Origin of the sequence: Photobacterium rosenbergii (assembly GCF_003026455.1) — a bacterium.
GTDB classification, from domain to species: Bacteria; Pseudomonadota; Gammaproteobacteria; order Enterobacterales; family Vibrionaceae; genus Photobacterium; species Photobacterium rosenbergii.
Map to the genome: position 1 here is coordinate 64679 of NZ_PYMB01000002.1, position 20146 is coordinate 84824.

The 20146-nt window shown below is 49.7% G+C and carries 15 protein-coding genes; 12 read left to right on the forward strand and 3 right to left on the reverse strand.

What is annotated here, in order from left to right; translation table 11 throughout:
* Positions 1-10: 10 nt before the first annotated feature.
* From C9J01_RS07300 to kdsB, 5 genes are all read left to right on the forward strand, one after another.
* Positions 11-2353: a DNA internalization-related competence protein ComEC/Rec2 gene (locus tag C9J01_RS07300; RefSeq protein ID WP_107297497.1), complete on the forward strand. Its 2343-nt coding sequence runs from the start codon at positions 11-13 to the stop codon at positions 2351-2353.
* Positions 2354-2490: 137 nt separating this feature from the next.
* Positions 2491-4248 (forward strand): lipid A ABC transporter ATP-binding protein/permease MsbA, encoded by a 1758-nt coding sequence (gene msbA, locus C9J01_RS07305; RefSeq protein WP_107297498.1) that lies wholly within the window; start codon positions 2491-2493, stop codon positions 4246-4248.
* Positions 4248-5264 (forward strand): tetraacyldisaccharide 4'-kinase, encoded by a 1017-nt coding sequence (gene lpxK / locus C9J01_RS07310; RefSeq protein ID WP_107297499.1) that lies wholly within the window; start codon positions 4248-4250, stop codon positions 5262-5264. Before msbA ends, lpxK begins: the two co-directional genes overlap by 1 nt.
* The gene (locus C9J01_RS07315) at positions 5245-5424 is read left to right on the forward strand and encodes a Trm112 family protein (RefSeq protein ID WP_039468742.1); all 180 of its coding nucleotides are present in this window, start codon (positions 5245-5247) and stop codon (positions 5422-5424) included. The genes lpxK and C9J01_RS07315 overlap by 20 nt, the downstream gene beginning before the upstream one ends.
* A complete protein-coding gene (gene kdsB / locus C9J01_RS07320; RefSeq protein WP_107297500.1) occupies positions 5424-6170 on the forward strand; it encodes a 3-deoxy-manno-octulosonate cytidylyltransferase in 747 nt (248 codons plus the stop codon). Before C9J01_RS07315 ends, kdsB begins: the two co-directional genes overlap by 1 nt.
* Before the next feature lie 66 nt (positions 6171-6236).
* Here the strand turns inward: kdsB and C9J01_RS07325 are convergent, their stop codons facing one another.
* The 3 genes from C9J01_RS07325 to elyC form a co-directional block, all read right to left on the reverse strand.
* Entirely contained in the window at positions 6237-7112 is an 876-nt protein-coding gene (locus C9J01_RS07325; protein WP_107297501.1) for a DMT family transporter, read from the reverse strand.
* A gap of 211 nt (positions 7113-7323) precedes the next feature.
* Positions 7324-8712, reverse strand: coding sequence for an L-cystine transporter (locus C9J01_RS07330; RefSeq protein WP_107297502.1), 1389 nt, complete (start codon positions 8710-8712; stop codon positions 7324-7326).
* Between the two features lie 340 nt (positions 8713-9052).
* Positions 9053-9835: an envelope biogenesis factor ElyC gene (gene elyC / locus C9J01_RS07335; RefSeq protein WP_107297503.1), complete on the reverse strand. Its 783-nt coding sequence runs from the start codon at positions 9833-9835 to the stop codon at positions 9053-9055.
* 120 nt (positions 9836-9955) lie between these two features.
* On the opposite strand from elyC, the gene cmoM reads away from it, so the two are divergent.
* The 7 genes from cmoM to torE all read left to right on the forward strand — a co-directional run bounded on the left by cmoM (position 9956) and on the right by torE (position 20092).
* Positions 9956-10777, forward strand: a complete 822-nt coding sequence (gene cmoM, locus C9J01_RS07340; RefSeq protein ID WP_107297504.1) for a tRNA uridine 5-oxyacetic acid(34) methyltransferase CmoM — start codon at positions 9956-9958, stop codon at positions 10775-10777.
* Positions 10774-12096, forward strand: a complete 1323-nt coding sequence (gene mukF / locus C9J01_RS07345; protein WP_107297505.1) for a chromosome partition protein MukF — start codon at positions 10774-10776, stop codon at positions 12094-12096. The genes cmoM and mukF overlap by 4 nt, the downstream gene beginning before the upstream one ends.
* Positions 12077-12805, forward strand: coding sequence for a chromosome partition protein MukE (gene mukE, locus C9J01_RS07350; RefSeq protein WP_107297506.1), 729 nt, complete (start codon positions 12077-12079; stop codon positions 12803-12805). Before mukF ends, mukE begins: the two co-directional genes overlap by 20 nt.
* Entirely contained in the window at positions 12805-17268 is a 4464-nt protein-coding gene (gene mukB, locus C9J01_RS07355; RefSeq protein WP_107297507.1) for a chromosome partition protein MukB, read from the forward strand. The genes mukE and mukB overlap by 1 nt, the downstream gene beginning before the upstream one ends.
* Positions 17269-17564: 296 nt before the next feature.
* Entirely contained in the window at positions 17565-18563 is a 999-nt protein-coding gene (locus C9J01_RS07360; protein WP_107297508.1) for a membrane lipoprotein lipid attachment site-containing protein, read from the forward strand.
* A 344-nt stretch (positions 18564-18907) separates the two neighbouring features.
* The gene (locus C9J01_RS07365; protein ID WP_107297509.1) at positions 18908-19693 is read left to right on the forward strand and encodes a tetratricopeptide repeat protein; all 786 of its coding nucleotides are present in this window, start codon (positions 18908-18910) and stop codon (positions 19691-19693) included.
* Positions 19694-19918: 225 nt separating this feature from the next.
* Positions 19919-20092 (forward strand): trimethylamine N-oxide reductase system protein TorE, encoded by a 174-nt coding sequence (gene torE, locus C9J01_RS07370; protein WP_039464313.1) that lies wholly within the window; start codon positions 19919-19921, stop codon positions 20090-20092.
* Positions 20093-20146 lie beyond the last annotated feature (54 nt).

The window sequence follows — 20146 nt, forward strand, 5'->3', positions numbered from 1 at the left end:
CAGGCTTGAGATGAACAAAAGCGCTGCCGGGGTTGCACTTGGACTGCTATCGCTTCATTTCTGGCTGGCATTGCCAACCTATCATGGGTTTATTACAGCCTTAATGATAGGCAGTGTAGTGTGTTTCTATTTCCGATGGCGACTTTTGATCTATATCGCGATCGGCGCTTGTTTGGCGAATCTCGCCGCAACATCCTATCTAAAAAACGTCCAACTGACTTTTATTGAGCCGAGGAATATTACCATAGTTGGTGAAGTTAGTAGCCTATTAAATCATAAGAAATTAGATACTTTGTTTGATTTTGTAACGTCAGAATTACGTCAGCAAGGTAAACATTCGAGCAAAACACTGCGTCTAAGGCTCAGTTGGCAAGATCCAGACAATATGCCAGTAATGAAGCAAGGAGAGCGGTGGCAGTTACAGATCAGGCTAAGACCGCCCTCTGGCCGGGTCAATAGCGCTGGTTATGATCGGGAACGGCAATTTGTTGGCCAAGGTATCCATGCGACCGGTGTTGTGCAAAGTGGCCATCGCTTAGAAAATGGTCACAATAGCTTGGCATCATTACGCCAGTCAGCGTTTGACACTGTGGTGGGGTTGACCGAAGGGCTTGAACATCAACGCTACCTGCTGGCATTGGGCTTTGGTTTTCGAGGTGCTTTGCTTGATGAGGACTGGGCACTGCTGCGAGATAGTGGGCTGGCACACCTGATGGCAATATCTGGTTTGCATATAGGTCTTGCCATTATGTTGGGCTGGTGGTGCGGCAGTTTGTTGAGAAATGTATTCGGTGATTGTCCAAGAGGCATCTGGTTACCGCTATGGCTAGGGCTTTGCGCAGGGATGCTGTATGCGTGGCTTGCTGGGTTCACTTTGCCAACCCAGCGAGCTTTGCTGATGAGCCTTATTGCTCTGGTATTATTGCGGGTCCGTATTGTTTGGCCTGGGTGGCAGGTTTTGCTGTTGGTCTTTGCCTTGAGCCTCGCCATGGACCCGCTGGCCTCATACAGCGCCGGGTTTTGGCTGTCCTTTTCAGCTGTCGCAGTCATTGCCGCTGTCCATGCTGGGGGCGTGCGGGCTGATACCCATCGCAACACTTCATTTTTCCAACGTTGTTTGGGCCGGGTGAAGGTGTTGGTGTTGCTCCAATTTGCTTTGCTGGCACTAATGCTTCCGGTGCAATGGGTTTGGTTTGGTGGGTTTTCTCCTTGGGCGCCTGTTATTAACCTGCTGGCAGTCCCTTGGGTGAGTTTGTTCACTGTCCCTTTGGTTCTCGTTGCGATTATTTTCTCCCCGATTGAACCTATAGCCATAATATGTTGGCAACTCGCTGATTTGACACTCACTCCTGTACTAGGAGTGGCACAGTTGGCCCGGGGTGGATGGTGGACGATTGCAGAAAACCAAGAGGTATGGGTCTTGGCGGCTTCAGCCGTTGTTGTGTTGCTCTGGCTGTTACCGTTAAGGCGCTTTACTGCTCTCGTAGCAGTGTTAGTCATTGTCTCTGTGATATGGGATAAGCCAGTGCCGGAAAGCCAAGAAGGCCTAGTGCCATGGCAGGTGGATATGCTTGATGTCGGCCATGGTCTGGCCGTGCTGATATCATCCAACAACCGCAGTGTTCTTTATGACACGGGTAACCGCTGGCCGGGTGGGTCAATTGCTAGTTCAGTCATTGAACCGGTTCTCAAACAAAGGGGCCAAAGCCGATTGGATGGGCTGGTATTGAGCCACGCCGATAGTGACCACGCAGCAGGGGCTGACTATCTCGAGGAAAACTTTGCCCCGATTTGGAAACGGAGCAGTGACTTTCGTGAGGGTTACCAACCCTGTATCCGTGGTGAGCAGTGGCAATGGCAGAGCTTGGACTTTCGGGTATTGTGGCCCCCTAAGCAGGTGAAAAGGGCGGCAAACCCTCATTCGTGCGTGATTGAAATAAAACAGCGGCATAATGGGAATGGAGCGGATGGTCCCTCTTTACTGCTCACCGGGGATATAGATGCGGTTTCTGAATTATTGCTGGCAAGGATAGAGCCTGATTTGTCACCGGATATTCTTTTGGTTCCACATCATGGTAGCCGCAGTTCTTCGACAGCTACTTGGTTAGATCAAATGGGTTGGTTTAGCAAAATGACACCGAGATATGCATTGGTATCGGTGGCGCGGTATAACCCTTGGCAACTTCCTTCTGCTGATGTGCGGCAGCGTTATCGAGAAAGGGGGGCCTATTGGCTTTCGACTGCAGAGTCAGGACAAGTATCCCTGGAGATAAAGGGGGATAGCGTTGAAGTGATACGTTATCGCCAAGATCGAAAGCCAGCATGGTTCCGGCCTGTTTTTCACGATGAATAGAAAGCGCATCCTATTGCATCGATATGGAAAGTTGTTTGAAAAACAAGCGGTATGGTGCATTGGTCAATGAACTTATTTGGTCTCCGGCATTTATGCGAGTAGAATGGAAAAATTGTCTTTAAGAAAAAATGGTTTCCATGACTACTTCGAACGATCAAACCACTTGGGAGACGTTTAAGCGACTGTGGCCCTCAATTAGCCTTTATAAAGCAGGCTTGGCTGTCGCTGTTGTTGCTTTGATTATCAACGCCGCAAGTGATGCATTGATGCTCTCGATGATAAAGCCGCTGATGGATGAAAGTTTCGGTGGCATAGATGGTATTGAGTCGAATTTCCTGGCAATGATGCCAATTTACTTATTGGGTCTGATGATCCTGCGCGGGGTCAGCGGTTTTGTTTCCACCTATTGCCTTGCATGGGTATCTGGCAATGTGGTGATGAGTATGCGCCGCCAGATGTTTAATCACTTCATGAAAATGCCTGTGGGCTTTTTCGATAAAGAGTCCTCAGGCAAATTACTATCGCGCATTACCTATGACTCTGAGCAGGTCGCATCTGCAACGAGTGGTGCTCTGGTCAGCTTAGTCCGCGAAGGTGCAACGATTATCGCCCTGATGGCGATCATGTTTTATAACAGCTGGCAACTGTCGGCAATCCTTCTAGTTATCGCACCTGTTGTTGCTATCAGTATCCGGGTAGTGTCCAAGCGCTTCCGTCGTATTTCCAAAAATATGCAAGATGCGATGGGGTCTGTGACGTCATCTGCGGAGCAAATGCTTAAAGGTCACAAAGTAGTGTTGAGCTACGGTGGTCAGCAAGTTGAGCAGGACCGTTTCGAGAACGTGAGTAACCGTATGCGCCAGCAAACGATGAAACTGGTCTCTGCTCAGGCGATTGCCAATCCAGTTATTCAAGTTATTGCTTCATTAGCGTTGGTGGTTGTACTAATCCTTGCCAATACTGAAGCACTACGCGAGTCGTTGACTCCGGGTACCTTTGCCCTGATCTTTGGTTCTATGTTCGGTCTAATGCGCCCATTGAAGGCGCTGACCAACGTGACTTCTCAGTTCCAGCGCGGTATGGCCGCATGTCAAACCCTGTTTGGTTTGATGGAGTTGGAAACCGAAAAAGACAATGGTCAATATGAAGCCGAGCGCGTGAACGGTGATATCCAAGTCAAAGACGTTACTTTCACTTACCCGACCAAAGACACGCCGGCTCTGAGGAATGTTAACTTTGATTTGCCTGCAGGCCAGACGCTTGCCTTGGTAGGTCGCTCGGGTTCAGGTAAAAGTACCATTGCCAATTTGCTGACCCGTTTTTACGACATTGACTCGGGAAGTATTACCATTGATGGTCACGATATCTGCGATTACAAACTGGCTAACCTGCGTGAGCAGGTGGCGGTTGTTTCCCAGAATGTCCATCTGTTCAACGATACGATTGCCAATAACATTGCTTATGCCAGCGGTGATGCCTACAGCCGGGCAGATATCGAAAAAGCGGCAGAGCTTGCCTATGCCATGGACTTTATTAAAGACATGGATAACGGCCTGGACACTATGATTGGTGAGAACGGTGTTAGCTTGTCCGGTGGGCAGCGCCAGCGTCTAGCTATAGCCCGAGCCCTATTGCGTAATGCCCCAGTATTGATCCTTGATGAGGCCACCTCGGCGCTGGATACTGAGTCGGAGCGAGCAATCCAGTCAGCGCTGGACGAGTTGCAAAAAGACCGTACGGTTCTGGTGATTGCCCACCGATTGTCGACTATAGAAAATGCCGACCAAATTTTGGTGGTTGATGACGGTGAAATCATTGAGCGCGGTGTCCATGCTGAACTGCTGGCACAAGATGGTGCATATGCCCAGTTGCACCGAATCCAGTTTGGTGAATAATGGCTTCGGTAATCGAAAAGATCTGGTTTGAGGGCCACCCGGCAGGGAAGGTGCTAAAACCTTTGCTATGGCCGCTGAGTAAAGTGTTTGGCGCGGTGAGTCGTCGCCGTCGACAACAGTACCAATCGGGCCAGAAAACACCTTACCGCCCATCGGTGCCTGTGGTTATCGTCGGTAATATAACCGCTGGTGGCAATGGTAAAACGCCCGTTGTTGTTTGGTTGGTGGAGCAACTTAAGGCTGCGGGGCTTAAGCCGGGAGTCGTCTCCCGAGGTTATGGTGCAAAAGCACCACATTATCCCTATTTAGTCGATGGCCAGAGCACCACAGCCGAAGCGGGTGATGAGCCTGTTCTTATCTACCGCCGGACCGGAGTGCCGGTTGCCGTTTCCCCTAAACGAGCAGAAGCGGTTCAATTGATTGAGTCAGATGTCGATGTGATCATCACCGACGATGGCCTGCAGCACTATGCGCTGGCAAGGGATATCGAAATCGTGGTGATTGACGGTCAGCGTCGATTTGGTAACCAGCAACTCATTCCTATGGGGCCGTTGCGCGAAGGGTGTGACCGTTTGCAAGAAGTGGATTTCCTCATTTGTAATGGTGGTAACCCTCAAAACGGTGAGATCCCGATGCAATTAGTGCCTTCCGACTTTATCAATCTCGTGACGGGGGAACGTTGTGAAGCAACTCGGTTGCAGGGTGAAGTTGTTGCCATGGCAGGGATTGGTCACCCACCCCGATTTTTTAATACATTAAAACAACTCGGTATTAGCCCGGTGAAATGTCAGCCATTTGCTGATCACCAGGCGTTCGCCGAGCAGGAATTACAACAGCTGTCCGGACAAGGGCAGCACTTAGTCATGACAGAGAAAGATGCGGTGAAATGCCACACTTTCGCCCAGCCTAATTGGTGGTATTTACCGGTAGATGCCGAGATGCCGACCGAGCAGGCTGCAAGCGTGATTAACCGGATCATTGAGGTAAAGGAAGAGTATGGATCATCGTCTGCTTGAAATCGTTGCATGCCCAGTATGCAAAGGTAAATTGAACTTCGACAAAGACAAAAATGAGCTGATCTGCAAATTTGATCGTCTGGCATATCCTATTAAAGATGGTATCCCCGTGCTGCTTGAGCCAGAGGCGCGTACTCTGAGCTCTGAAGAGGTGAAATAATGTCTTTTACTGTGATTATTCCGGCCCGTTACCAGTCATCGCGTTTACCGGGTAAGCCGTTGGCTGATATTGCTGGCAAGCCAATGATCCAGTGGGTTTATGAGCAGGCGAGTAAAGCCTGTGCTGATCAGGTGATTGTAGCTACTGATGATCAGCGCATTGCTGATGCTGTGAAAGGGTTTGGTGGTGAAGTCTGCATGACCCGCAGTGATCATGAGTCGGGCACTGAACGTTTGGCCGAAGTGGTTGAGAAATACCAGTTGGCTGATGATCAAATTGTGGTTAATGTCCAAGGTGACGAGCCGCTGATCCCTGAGAGCATTATCCGACAGGTTGCGACGAACCTTGCAGGCAGCAAGGCACCTATGGCGACATTGGCTGTTGAAATCGACCATGCTGATGAAGTGTTCAATCCAAATGCGGTTAAAGTGGTAACCGATAAAGACGGCTACGCACTTTACTTCAGCCGTGCTTCTATTCCATGGGATCGCGATAACTTCGCTAAGCGTCCGCAGGAAATCCACCAGAACTTGATGCGTCATATAGGTATCTATGCTTATCGTGCAGGGTTTATCAATACCTACATCAACTGGGAGCCGAGCACGCTGGAGAAAATCGAAGCACTAGAGCAACTTCGTGTGTTGTGGTACGGCGAGAAAATCCACGTTGATGTGGCGATTGATGCGCCGCCGGCAGGGGTTGATACGCCTGAAGATCTGGAAAAAGTGCGCCAGCTGGTCGGGTAGCCTTACAGGTTTAATTCGTCCAAATTGATAAGCGGGAGGCAAATGCCTCCCGTTTTTATTATGGGATTAAGGCTCGCTAACTGCTGTGCGGGTTTTGCTTTTGAATATACGCTTCCAGTTGATTGGCATCATTGGCACCACGATCAGCAAGATCCCGAATACTGTCAGCAGATCAGGGATCTCATCAAACCACATCACCCCGAAGGCGGTGACAAACACCAGCCCCGAATACTCTGCCAGGGCAATTTGTCCCGCAGCAGCCTTCTTGTAGCCGATGACCACCAAGGCATGATATCCCAACACAAACAGGTTAATTGCCATGATCCAACCAATATGCCGCCACTCTATGTTGGTCCATTGAGGCAATGCCAACAGTAGCGATAGTGGCAGTGTCATCACGCCGGTCCAGAATAGTGTTGAAATCAGGTGCTGATCTTTTGGCAGTTTACGGATCAAGATATTGCCCAGTCCCATAGCCAAGGCACTACCAAGGCCAACAATCGCTGCCCAGTGGAAATGTTCAGGGCGTAATACTACCAACACACCTGCAAAGCCTATCGTCGTCGCAATAACCTTGGAACGCGGTGGCGTTTCCTTTAGTAAGAAGATGGAAAGCGGCAACATCAACAGAGGCCCGACGTAGAACATGGCATTGGCGGTCGCCAGCGGCAAGAAGGTAATCGCGACCATAGCACAGGCGCTACCCATCAAGATTAATTGGGCACGCCAGAAGGCGATTTTGCAGCACCCCTGCTGGCGTTTTGCCACAGGGAGTTTTAGCCAGAACGGCAGCAGCATGACCACACTGAGCAACTGGCGGATGAAGACATACTGGAAAGTGGGCACTTCACCATTGAGGATTTTCAGAGAAACATCCGAGAAGGAAGCGAGCAAATTTGCAGCAACGAGTAGAACGATGGCTTGGTTGACGGGGTTACGCATTGAAACTCAGTGTGTGAAATAGGGTAAGTAAAAAACTGTTAATGCCATATTGTATGGCAAGAGGCGTATTCTACCGATCGAAACCGAAATTTCACTGAGTATTTTATCTTTTGATTCTAAGAGGGGGGCTTTGATGAATTTTGAATACAAAAATGCCACCCGTCGTTATGAGGGTGGCATTTTTTAGTTCCTAGTTCCTAGTTCCTAGTTCCTACGCTTTCGCTGTTTGCTCTTCGATATCGTCTTCAGCTTCGAACAGGCTATCGTCAGCTTGGCCTAGTACGCGGGAGGTAATTGTACCCGCAGTCATCGCGCCGCTTACGTTGACCGCAGTACGGCCCATATCGATTAGAGGTTCGATAGAGATCAGGAGGCCAGCAAGTGCAACAGGCATATCCAGAGCAGATAGGACAATCAGGGCTGCGAAAGTCGCGCCACCACCAACACCGGCAATACCGAACGAGCTAATGGTTACAATCGCAATCAAGGTCAGCATAAAGCCCGGATCAAGAGGGTTAATACCAACAGTCGGGGCAATCATTACTGCCAGCATCGCTGGGTAAAGACCGGCACAGCCGTTTTGACCCATAGTGGCACCAAATGAAGCCGAGAAGTTCGATACTGCATCGCCATTACCCAGTTTCTTAACCTGAGTTTCAACGTTTAGCGGAATCGTACCGGCGCTCGAGCGCGAAGTGAACGCAAAAGTCAGTACTGGCAGGATTTTCTTCAGGTAACGGATTGGGTTAACGCCAACGAAGGTCACCAGCACAAGGTGCATCACGAGGATGAGCCCAAGGCCGACGTAAGAGGCAACCACAAAGTTAATCAGGCTAAGGATATCGTCATAGTTTGAACCTGCAACAACCTTGGTCATCAGGGCTAGAACACCATAAGGCGTCAGGCTCAGTACCATGCGGACCAGGGTACGGACGACCTCTTGGGCAACATTGATGAAGCGCTCGAAGCTCGCGCCCAGTTCTGGCTGGGTGCGGATCACCGTGAGTCCAGCAACCCCCACAAAGGCTGAGAAAATTACGACAGCAATAGTTGATGTTGGACGGCTACCGGCTAAGTCAGCAAATGGGTTCGCAGGGAAGAAAGAGATAATCATGTCAGCAAAAGACATGGCCTCTACTGACGTCAGGCGAGTTTCCAACATCTCACCACGGGCGATCTCGCGCGCACCCTGAACAATGCCTTCAGCACTTAGGCCAAACATGCTGCTGATAAGGATACCGATAAGGGCAGAAGCGGCTGTCGTTGCCAGCAGGATACCGATACTCAAGCCAGAGATTTTACCCAGTGAGCCAGAATCTTTTACTTTGATAATCGCGCCAATGATGGACACGGTGATCAACGGCATGATGATCATCTTCAACAGGCTCACATAACCGGCGCCAACAATGTTGACGTAGTCCAGCGTGCCAGCGATGACATCACTACCACCACCGTAAATAAGCTGTAGCGCACCACCGAAAAGTACACCTAAACCCAGAGCGGTAAATACTCGCTTGGATAGTGTTTGTTCTGATTTTTGTTGTTTTACCAACAGGGCAATAATAATGGCGAAGACCGCCAAGTTGAGTATCTGGAACATCGAACCTAATCCTACCGTTGTCATTAATTTGCAATTCCGATTTGCAAAGTCATCAATCACTAATTGGCTGCAATAGTATGATGCGACTCGTAAAAGCTGAATCAATTTCGATAGTTTTAGATATGAGTAATGGGTATTTAATAGATCTAAAAATCATATAGCTTAAACGTTAAGCATATTTGGTGAAATATGGGAGAAAAATAGGCTTGGAGCCTTAAGCTCTGGGCAGGAGTTGTCGCTTTGCTAAAGAGATAAGGTGGCTCAGGTGCAGGAAAGGTGACGCTATTAGAATTAGCCCGCCAGCTTATGCAGCCAGCGGGGCGATAATAGAAGGAAGGTATTATTGAGTAGCGATTTCTTCTTCACCTGCCATAGTGCGCAATTCTTGCCACCATTTACCCAGGGTTTCGTGCCAGTAACGTTCAGTCTGCTCGAGATATTTTGCCTGTGGGCGATAGCGTTCCCATGGTTGCTCGATTTTATTACTGGCAAGGAAGTTGGTTGGGGCCGCTGTCGGGCTCAATCCAACTTTATGGAATTCACCCATCGCCCTTGTCATATGGCTTGCCGAAGTCACAATAACGAGCTTGTCATCGCCAACGACAGAGGCGGCTTGGAATGCTTCCTCCCAGGTATCTTTGGCCGTTTCGAGCAGCAAAATGTCGTTTTTATTGACCCCCAACGCCAGGGCAACCTTGGCCATCATTCGGGCTTGACTGATATTGGTACCACCACCGTAGCCTGACAAAATCAGTTTTGAGCCAGGGAATAGGCGATGGATTCGCATCCCTTCGTTCAAACGCATTAGCGCTGTACGTGAAAGTTGTGAGGTGATTGGCATCGCATGATCAATCACATGACCGCTTCCTAGCACCATAACATAGTCCACCGTTTGACCTGAAGGCACGTAAGGCGGGTAGGCTTTTTCCAATGGGCGCAGTAGGCTTGTCGCGACGGGCTGGAAGGAAACGAGGAATATCCCCAAGAAAGCAAAGCTAATGAAAAAGCTTGCCAGTCCTTTGCGGCGGGTAAACCAGAGTATTAGTAGGCCAAACAAGCCAAGCATGAGCATAGCTGGTAGGGGCATAAGAAAAGCAGAGACAATTTTTTTTAGTTCAAACATGCAATGTAGTCCGAAAAATCAGCAGTTGAGCTCGAAAAAGCACCACAAGCCTTTATTCCTTTATCGCTTGTGAGAAAATAAGCCACATTTTTAGAACCGCTATCATAACGTAAAGCTGACGTGATCGAAGATCGAAATTTTGACGACTTAGCGCAAAAATTTGCAAAAAATATTTACGGAACTGGCAAAGGCCAAATCCGTCAAACGGTTGTTTGGGAAGATCTTGAGCAAATTTTAGCCCTATTGAAGAGCGATAAACCACTGCACCTGTTGGATGCGGGTGGGGGTGTTGGCCAACTGTCACAAAAGGTGGCAGAGCTAGGGCATCACGTTACTTTATGTGATCTTTCTAGCGAAATGCTTAAGCTTGCTGAGCAAGATATTGCTAAAAACGGCCTGCTTGAGCAGTATCGATTGGTTCATAGCCCGGTTCAGGAGATCGGGGAGCATCTCGATAGCCAGGTTGATCTGGTCCTGTTCCATGCCGTAATGGAGTGGTTGGCCGATCCGCAGGCAGCGCTAGAGTACCTTCTAGAGCAAGTTAGACCAGGCGGTATTATTTCCGTTATGTTCTACAACTATAATGGCCTGCTGTTTAAGAACTTAATTTGTGGCAACCTGACCCATATTGAAGAAGGGATGCCGCATAGGAAGCGTTTCAAGCTTCAACCACTTCATGGGATCAAACCTGATGAGGTCTACAGTTGGCTTGAAAGCGCAGGTTTTAACATTTTAGGTAAAACCGGAGTACGTACATTCCACGACTATATGCAAACAACCATGGTCGGGGATTACAGTTTTGAACAGGTACTGGCGATGGAGCAAAAACTTTGCCGTCAGGAACCTTATTTGTCTTTGGGCCGGTATATACATGTTTACGCGCAAAAGCCGTTATTAGGTTCAGAGACTGAGAAATACAAAAGCAATAAGGACAACGGATGAGTGAAGTAACCCAGACCGTTCCCGAGTTGGTCAACTGGGTTAAGCAGCATGAGTTTGAGCTTAACCTACCAACCGAACGACTGGCGTTTCTGTTGGCGATTGCCGTGTTGAGCGGCGATCGTTTTGATGAAGAATTAGGGGAAGGTGAATTGATCGATGCATTTCGCATTGTCAGCGATATGTTCGAACAGACACCGGAAACCGTGGCCTTCCGTGCCAACAACGCCATTAATGAGTTGGTTCGCCAACGCCTGATTTCCCGCTTTACCAGTGAGGTCACCGACGGTGCCAGTATTTACCGTTTGAGTCCATTGGCCCTCGGGATCACCGATTATTATGCCCGCCACCGCGAGTATTCAACGCTGAAACTTTCTATTCAGCTTGCTATGGTAGCCGATGAAATTAACAAGGCAGCCACGGCAGCGCAGGAAGGCGGCGACGAGAAACACTGGCGCCAAAACGTTCATGCGGTACTGAAATATTCAGTGGCCGAGATCTTTGACCGTATCGATCTCAACCAACGCACCATGGACGAGCAGCAGCAACAGGTGAAGCAAGATATTGCCGAGCTGCTGAACCAGGACTGGCGCGCAGCAATCAGTAGCTGTGAAACCCTGCTGAACGAAACCTCAAGCACCTTGCGAGAGCTGCAGGATACCTTGCAGGCGGCGGGTGACCAGTTGCAGACCCAGTTGTTGATTATCCAGGAAGAGATTCAGGGCAACCCGGATCTGGAGTTTGTTGATGCCATGGTATTTAACTTGCAAGCCAAGTTGGACCGCATCATCAACTGGGGGCAACAAGCGATTGACTTGTGGATTGGCTACGATCGCCACGTCCATAAATTTATTCGTACTGCTATCGACATGGACAAGAACCGCGCCTTCAGCCAGCGCTTGCGCCAGTCGGTAAAAGACTACTTCGACGCACCGTGGATGCTGACTTATGCCGATGCCGAGCGGTTGCTCGATATGCGTGATGAGGCGTTGGTCCTGCGTGATGATGAAGTGACCGGTATCGTGCCGGAAGAAATGGAATTTGAAGAGCTGGATCTGGTCAATGACCAACTGGCAGAACAAATTGCCGCGATGTTGCAAGCCCATAAAGAAACCGGCGCTGCAATTAACTTGAGTTTGCTTCTTAAAGATTATTTGGCTCAGCACCCACATGCGCAGCATTTCGATATGGCGCGTCTGGTGATTGATCAGGCTGTTCGACTGGGTTATTCCGAGTCGGACTTCAATGCCATCCAGCCTGATTGGGAAGCTATTAATGACTACGGAGCCAAGGTACAAGCAAATGTCATTGACAAATATTGAAGAATTTATGCCTGAAAAGCTGGCCAAGGCGATTGCCAACCCGCTTTTCCCGGCACTGGATAATGCCCTTCGCTCTGGTCGCCATATTTCCAGCGAAGATTTGGACAACCATGCCCTGCTGATTGAATTCGAGCAGGAGCTAGCGATGTTTTACAAGCGCTACAACGCCGAACTGGTTCGTGCACCGGAAGGTTTTTTCTACCTGCGCCCACGCTCGACCTCTTTGATCAGCCGTTCGGTATTGACCGAGCTCGATATGCTGGTGGGTAAGGTATTGTGTTTCCTTTACCTTAGCCCTGAGCGATTGGCGCACGAAGGTATTTTTACTAACCAAGAGCTTTTCGAAGAGCTGATGTCATTGGCTGACGAGAAGAAGCTGATGAAGATGGTAACCAACCGTGCGACAGGCTCTGATCTTGACCGAGAAAAGCTGTTCGATAAGACCAAGACTTCGCTGCGTCGTCTGCGCCGCCTTGGCATGATCATCCCAATTGGTGAAAACGGTAAGTTCCGTATCAGTGAAGCGGTATTCCGTTTCGGTGCTGATGTGCGTGTCGGTGACGATGTGCGTGAAGCGCAAATGCGCCTGATCCGCGACGGTGAAGCGGTTGTGGTGCATCAGCAGGAGCCAAGCCAGTCAAGCTTGCTGCAAACGGATGACACACAAGAACAAGAGTTAGACAAAGCCGGTTTGGAGGGTGAAGCCTAATGGAACGCGGTAAGTATCAATCGTTGACCATGGTCAACTGGAATGGCTTCTTTGCCCGTACATTTGATATCGATAACCTGGTAACTACGCTATCGGGTGGTAATGGTGCCGGTAAGTCGACCACCATGGCGGCATTTATCACATCCCTTATTCCGGATCAGAGCCTGCTCCATTTCCGTAATACCACCGAAGCGGGTAGCTCCAATGCATCCCGTGACAAGGGCCTGCACGGTAAGCTCAAGCCGGGTACCTGTTACTCGGCATTGGATGTGGTGAACTCAAAGAACCAGCGCATCATTTTTGCAGTAAAACTGCAGCAGGTTGCCGGACGTGACAAGAAAGTAGACATCAAGCCGTTCATTATCCAAGGCTTGCCGTCGCACGTTAAACCGACCGAAGTACTGGTAGAGACCCTGTCTGATAACCAGGCACGCGTTCGCCAAATCAACGAAGTTAAAGAGTTGGTAAGCAGTGAATACGAAGGCGTGGTGTTCAAAGCTTTCAACTCAGTGACGGACTACCATGTCCAGATGTTCGAGTTCGGCGTGCTGCCGAAGAAATTGCGTAACAGTACTGACCGCTCTAAATTCTACCGTTTGATCGAAGCCTCGTTATACGGTGGTATCTCCAGTGCGATTACCCGTTCATTGCGCGACTACTTGTTGCCACATAACAGCGGCGTGAAAAAAGCATTTCAGGATATGGAAGCGGCGCTGCGCGAAAACCGTATGACGCTAGAAGCGATCAAGTTGACTCAGAGTGACCGTGACCTGTTTAAGCACCTGATCACTGAAGCGACCAACTACGTGGCGGCTGACTACATGCGCCATGCCAACGAACGTCGCCAGAAGCTGGAAAAAACGCTGGGTTTACGCGGCGAACTAATGGGTTCGCGCAAGAGCTTGGATGATCAGCAGGCTTCTCTGACCAACATGACCGCTGAGTTGGATGAACTGACTGAGCGTGAAGGTGCGCTGGAGCAGGATCACCAAGCGGCTTCTGATCATCTTCAGCTAGTACAAACTGCAGTACGTCAGCAGGAGAAGATTGAACGTTACCGTGAAGATCTGGAAGAGCTGACAGAACGCCTTGAAGAGCAGGTGATGGTGGTTGAAGAAGCCGCCGAGCAACTTGCCATGGCTGAAGAGCAGGCACTACTGACGGAAGAAGAAGTCGATAGCCTGAAAACTCAACTGGCAGATTACCAGCAAGCGCTGGATATGCAGCAGACCCGTGCCCTGCAATACCAGCAAGCGGTACAGGCACTGGAAAAAGCGCGTGATATTACCGGTGAGCACCAGATGCTGGCCGATCAGGCTGTGCCTTACCTTGCCCAGTTGAAACAAGATCAGGAAACCCAAACAACGGCCCTGCTAGCCCTTAAGCACAAACTGGATATGTCGTCGGCAGCGGCGCAGCAGTTTGAAAAAGGCCTGCAGATTGTCACCACAATTGCGGGCTCAATCGAGCGTGCAGAAGCCGGTAGCAAAGCCCGTGAACTGATTGCCAAAGCCCGTCAGCTAGGTGCAATTACTGAGCGTAGCGATCAGCTCAAAGCCCAGTACCGCGACCTTGAGCGTGCAGTGCGTAATCAGCGTCAAGCAATTGAGTTGGCTGAAACCTATGCTAAGCGTTTTGCGGTTGAGCTTGACGGTGAACTGGCACTGGCTGAAGAGCAGGCTCGCCATGAAGCGACCTTGGAAGAGCTGGAGCAACAGCAGGAAGTCTTGGTGGAGCAGCGCAATGACATGCGCCGCCAGGAGCAGCAGCTCACTAGCCAGATCTCAACGCTAGAAGCGGCCGCACCGGCTTGGATTGCCGCTTCTGATGCATTGGAAAAGTTGTCTGAGCAATCAGAGCGTGAGCTTTACGATAGCCAGGCGGTGATGGAAGCGATGCAGCTGACACTGGACAAAGAGCGTGAAGCGTCTGCGACCCGTGACAAGCTGGCTGCCCGCAAGCAACAGATTGATTTGGATATCGAGCGTCTGGCCCAGCCGGGCGGTAGTGATGATTCACGCCTGCGTGCTCTTGCCGATACCTTGGGCGGTAGCCTGCTGTCTGAAATCTACGATGATATTACCCTGGCTGATGCCCCTTACTTCAGTGCCATGTATGGCCCGGCCCGTCACGCTATCGTGGTGCCGGATCTAAAAGGCATCAAAGAAAAGCTTGTTGCGCTGGATGACTGCCCGGATGACCTATACATCATCGAAGGTGATGCTGACTCATTCGACGACAGCGGTTTCGATGTCGATGAGCTAGAAGATGCGGTATGCGTCCACCTTAACGACCGCCAACTGCGTTACTCTCGCTTCCCGAAAGTGCCATTGTTTGGCCGTGCCGCCCGTGAGCAGCGCCTTGAGCACCTTCGTGAGGAGCGTGAACAGCTGGTTGAAGATCACGCTAAGGCGTCTTTCGACTCGCAGAAGCTTCAGCGCTTGTACCAGAGTTTCAACAGTTTTGTTGCTACTCATATGGCTGTTGCCTTTAGCGACGATCCGGAAGCGGCGCTAAAAGTTGCCCGCGATAAGCGTAATCAGGTAAGCCGCCAACTTTCTGAGTCTCAGGCGCAGGAGCAGCAGCAACGCAGCCAGCTAACGGCGGCCCGTGAAGCGCTTAGCCTATTGGGTAAAATCAACCCGTTGGTTAACCTGCTTGAAGATGACACTCTGCAAGCACGCTTTGACGAAGTGCAGCAGCAACTGTCACAGCTGGATGAAGCCCGCCAGTACCTTAACCGCCACGGTAAAGCGATTACTGAACTTGAATCGCTTGTTACGGCTCTCGATGCCGACCCGCAGCAGTTTGATGCCTTGCAGATCAGCTATGATGATGCCGACAAGCAGCTTCAGGCCCTGAAAGCGAAGATCTTCGCCGTTGCCGATTTGGCTGAGCGTCGCCACCACTTTGGCTACGCCGACTCTGTCGACATGCTCAACAAGAGTTCTGAGCTGAATGAGCAGTTAAAAGCCAAGCTAGCCTCGGCTGAGCGTGAGCGTAACCGCTGCCGTGATGCGCTGAAGCAGACGCGTTCACAAGCTAACCAGTACAACCAACTATTGGCGTCACTGAAGAGTTCGCACCAGGCGAAACTGGAAACGGTTCAGGAGTTCGAGCGTGAACTTCAGGAACTGGGGGTGCGCGCCGATGTAGAAGCCGAAGAACGTGCCCGCCTGCGTCGCGATGAGTTGAATGAGCGTTTGCACACTTCGCGTACCCGTCGTAGCCAGCTAGAGAAAGGTATCACCTCTGTTGAGCTGGAAATGAAGGGCTTGGTGAAGCGCCTGCGTAAAGTGGGCAAAGAGTACCAAGAGATCCGTAAGCTTGTGGTTACTGCCAAAGCCGGTTGGTGTGCGGTACTGCGTCTGGCGCGCGAGAGTGACGTTGAGCGTCGCCTGCATCGCCGCGAAATGGCTTACATGTCAGCTGATGAACTGCGCTCGCTATCGGATAAATCCCTAGGTGCATTGCGCTTGGCGGTTGCGGATAACGAGAACCTACGTGATGCACTGCGTGCTTCGGAAGATGTTTCCCGTCCAGAGCGCAAAGTCCTGTTCTATATTGCGGTTTACCAGCACCTACGTGAGCGCATTCGCCATGACATCATCCGTACTGATGATCCGGTTGAAGCGATCGAAGAGATGGAAGTGGAATTGGCGCGTCTTAGTGAGGAGCTAACCGCTCGTGAACAGCGTTTGGCGCTCAGCTCTGACTCGGTAGCAAATATTATTCGCAAGACCATCCAGCGTGAACAGAACCGTATCCGCATGCTCAACCAAGGCCTGCAGAATATCGGGTTTGGCCAGGTCAAAGGTGTGCGCCTGAATGTGAAAGTGCGCGAAACCCATGAGCAGTTGCTAGAAGGCTTGGCCGATCAGCAAGATCAGCACCAGGACTTGTTCGGTAACCACCGCTTGTCATTCTCTGAAGCGATTGCCAAGTTGTTCCAGCGCCTGAACCCGCACATCGATGTTGGTCAGCGCTCACCGCAGGTAATGGGTGAAGAGTTGCTGGACTACCGTAACTACCTAGAGCTGAGCATCGAAGTTAACCGTGGTACAGACGGTTGGCTACAGGCTGAGTCGGGTGCGTTGTCTACCGGTGAAGCGATTGGTACTGGCCAGGCAATCCTGCTGATGGTTGTACAAAGCTGGGAAGAAGAATCCCGTCGCCTGCGTGGCAAAGATATTATCCCATGTCGTCTATTGTTCCTCGATGAGGCCGCGCGATTGGATGGCAAGTCGATTGCAACGCTGTTTGAGCTTTGTGACCGCTTGGATATGCAGCTTCTTATCGCAGCGCCGGAAAATATCAGCCCTGAGAAAGGAACCACATACAAACTAGTGCGTAAGATCTTCAAAGATCGCGAGCACGTGCATGTGGTCGGTCTACGCGGCTTCGGTCAAGAGGCAAAAGCGCCTGCCGACATCCAGACCATGCTGGAGTTGGATCCGGTATAACCGCACTTCAGCTGATTTCAATATAGTAAAGCCGGTCTAATGACCGGCTTTTTTCGTCTTGAAGATAAGAACTTTTTCTCATTACTTAATTACCCTAACGATAAATTTTTTGCCCTTCCATATCCGCCTAAAATTTTAACTGTCAGATTCGGCCACTTGTCAGCCAGAACAAAACAGGGCTTTGCTAGCTGCTCAGTTTTGATCCGGCATGACACAAAAAATACATAGCCAAACACTAAGCGGCCAGCATGTTGGTTTGGTACAGGCCAGTTTTTATTTGTCGTAGGGGTGATGACATGAAAAAAATAATATTACCAGTGCTCGCCACGCTCATTGTGGCCGGGTGTAGTGATTCCGATGGGGCTGCTTCAACTATAGCGAACAATGATGCAGCACCAAACCAGGATGATTCAGTGCCAGTATCGGTGGATGTTTCTATGCCACCGAACGAGGTACCTAAGGGGGCAGATGACCTACAAGCATGTGTAGCCATTGATGCAGTACAAGTAACAGATCTTGCTGGAACCATCATTGAGTGGACAACAAAATCAATGACTGATCCATATGGGGTCAATTCGACACAATGTATCCCAGCAGATTCGGATATCCCAGTTGATAACGATGGCTATCCAAAGTTTATTGTCATCGACTTGTATGATGTCACTGGGGTGGATTTGGTCAATTTGATCTCCGAGCAACTGTTGCCTGTTGGTGAGTATACCGGCATGGCACTCTCTATCCTGCAGGGGAGCTACGGCGACTTCTTGGATACCCCTTATTCCTATGTTGGTAATCCAGTTGACAAGATGAAGATGGATATTGTTGATGACCTGAAGTTTGATGGTCTGGATATCAATATTGACGTACCGACAACCTTCACTATGACGTTTGATCTCAAGAGTATGATCCAATTAGTTGAGCAGGCGTACCAGTTAAAAAGTGAAGGCTTCAAGGTGGTAGACAACATCACTGCTGGTACCTTGTTCGGTGATATTGACGTATCGGCATGTAGCACTTCAGCAAAAGATGCCTATGTGTATCTCTATGAAGCCGATACCCCTGAGTATGGTGATTTAGGCTCAGACTATCCGCCAGTCAAGACAGCTCAAGTCGCTGACGACAACACTTATGAGATGCAGTATGTGCCAGAAGGCGAATACGATGTGGTGTTGGTGTGTGATGCACTGTTGGATCTGCCAAATGAAATTGACCTGGATATCGACCTAGATGGTGATACCTCTTACCACCAAGGCCAGTACATCAGTGCGGGTGAAAAGATCTACCGCAACCTGTAATGTGCTAACTGTTTAAAGTTAAAAGTAAAACCGGAAACAGCCAGATTGCTCTGGCTGTTTTTGTTTGTACAGGGCGATTTACCTGTCTCGATATATTCTTCTGCTATCAAGCTTTTATTCAGCAAATATCCGTATCTTGTAGTATATGTAAATCGGATCTATCTCTCATTTTTGATTTTTAGCTATATTTTTTTGTGAGCGTTAAGTTGCTGACAGGAATAATATTACGCCGAAATGTCATCCTTTCTAGTCTCTGCCGTCTACTATTTAGTGGTTGTTTTTTGACCTTTACTTCTTTAAATTTCATACCCAGAAACCGCAATCGCTTTGAAAGAGACTGAGATATGCCAGCTACTATGACCCTGAAAAACGTTGTATTCGGTGCCATCTTCGGCCTGGTCGCTTTAGGCGCAACAACAGCCAATGCTTCTGTAACCACTTCTCCTGAGCACCACCTGCTGTCTACCTTGAATTATGTAGAGCTTGAAGCTGAGCAGGGTGATAAAAATATGCAGCTGTTTTTGGGGCGTGCTTACCTTGAAGGTAGCAATGGCCTGAAAGCCGACCCGCTAAAAGGCATGTACTGGTTAGAAAAAGCGGCTGTCGATATGCCGGAAGTAAAAACCTTGATTGGCGACCTGTTCAAGAAGGGTGAGGTATTGCCACGCGATCACCAGCAAGCTGTTCATTGGTATACCGAAGCGGCTAACGAAGGCGATGTACCTGCAATGGTTGAGCTTGGTATGTACTATGCGTCAGGCGCGACGGGATCTGTCGACTGCGGCAATGCTATCAAGTGGTTCAACGAAGCGGCCAACGGCGGCTCATTGGAATCAAAGCGTAACTTGGTATGGTTGTATGCGACATGTTCTGACGAGCGTATGCGTGATGGCGAGCGTGCCCTGAAATTGGCTAAGCAAGTGCTAAACCGTAATGGCACAGGTGATGCGGGTGACTACGACAACCTTGCTGCTGCCTATGCTGCATGTGGAGAATTTCGCCGTGCAATCGAAGCACAGCAAACGGCTATCGGTAAGCTAGAAGAGCCAAACGGCCAGCGTTATGCTAACTTTGAGCAGCGTCTGAAGCTATACCAGCAGAATCAGACTATTTACAGCGCAGCATTGTAATTAGCTGATTAACATAGAACAAAAATAAAAAAAGGTGCCTTGTGGCACCTTTTTTTTGTGCTCTTTGAGACGCTGCTCACCAATCCCTTCTACCGGCTGACATTTCCTTAGCAATTCTGAGTCCAGATTCGATCCTTAACTATACTTACAGAAATTAGCTCTTAAGGATTAGGCAACTGCCTTGCTTGAGAGACAAAAAACAAGATAGGTAAAAGGAAAGAAGCAATGAGCAACCCTGAACCCGTCAGCGACAAAGAGAAAGCCAAGTACGAATGGCGCTCTTTTCTGTTTATTACCATTTTTCTATTTCCCATATTGGCCGTCGCTATTGTAGGTGGTTACGGTTTTATCGTGTGGGCAATGCAAGTGTTTTTCCTTGGGCCTCCTGGCCATGGGTGATTTTGATTGCCGAGATATGAGCGCCAGAGTAAAGCTGCAAAGGATATAGGTAGA